1 protein-coding gene and 1 pseudogene are annotated in these 1,148 nt (G+C 35.7%); both read left to right on the forward strand.

Translation table 11 applies throughout. The features are described from left to right. Positions 1–428 (forward strand): annotated as a pseudogene (locus HMPREF2628_RS04740) (hypothetical protein); the annotation flags it as partial. A 2-nt stretch (positions 429–430) separates the two neighbouring features. Next, on the forward strand, positions 431–1,087 hold the full coding sequence (locus HMPREF2628_RS04745; RefSeq protein ID WP_257375287.1) for a DUF443 domain-containing protein: 657 nt from the start codon (positions 431–433) through the stop codon (positions 1,085–1,087). The last annotated feature ends 61 nt before the right edge of the window (positions 1,088–1,148 follow it).

The following is a 1,148-nucleotide window of genomic DNA, read 5'->3' on the forward strand; positions in this document are numbered from 1 at the left end:
TTCCAGGTACGAATGTTTCCATGGGGATATCAGGTATTAGTTCAGTATTTATGGGAATGGACTTTTTGAACAATCTGCAAAATGAGAATGCCGGACGTGCCTTTACCCACACTGCAGCAACGACGGCAATGACAGCAGTAGGGGTTGATGTGCTTACTACAGGAATCGTATATGCTAGTACAGGAAGTGGCCTACTCGCATCAGGTGCAACGTATATGGTTGGATTTATGGGAACTAATCCAGTGGGATGGGCTATTATTGCAGGAGTTGGAATTGCTTATCTTTCAACAGTAGCCTATGATAATAATTTCCTTGGAATCAGAGATATAGCAAACGATATGGGCGACAATCTGGATAAGAGTATTAAGGAAGTTGGAAATAGTATTGATTCAGGTATTAAATCAATTCAGAAAGTGTTTGGGTGGTAAATGTGGAATTAAAATTTAAAAATTCAAGTATGATGTGCTTTCAAATTGTTCAGGTAGATCAAGAATCGAAGAAGTATGTCATGGATACAAGTACTATAAGCCCCAAGGGCTATTACTGGGGATTAAAAACAGATACGATTACAGTGGACATGGTAGAGATTGAAAAGAACAATAACCAATTCGAAATTAAACCTAGCAGACCTGTAAGTGCAACAATGGGAGCCATCATCGTTCAACCAATCGTCAAGGTTAGCTATGATGCGCTGAAAAAATTTTTTATTCACAATAATATTAGCGAGCAAATATTATTAAAGTTATTACTCTTTGCAATTTCTATGCTGATTTCTTATTTTGCAATTCTGATTTCATTAAAGTTATCCCATAATAAAGCAGATAAATGGATTCCTCAAAACAGTAATAAATACACAGTTACCTTTACAACTATTCAGAAAAGTAACGGAGGAGTATATCCTTTTGTTGGAGCAATTGCTCTTTGTTTACTTTTCTTTCTTGGTTTGAATAATGGAACAGAAGGAGCTTTTTTGGTGATTAATGGAATCGTTTCGTTATTCTTTTTCATGTTTACTCTAGGAAGTTTTCCAATCGCTCATCTCTACAAGCATGGTCAAGTTGAGGTTAAAAAGATTGAGAAATTATAGAATGAATAACATCGTAAACAGCATTCCTTCAGGTATTAAATCAATTCAGAAAGTGTTTGGG

Origin of the sequence: Streptococcus sp. HMSC063B03 (assembly GCF_001836965.1) — a bacterium.
GTDB classification, from domain to species: Bacteria; Bacillota; Bacilli; order Lactobacillales; family Streptococcaceae; genus Streptococcus; species Streptococcus pneumoniae_F.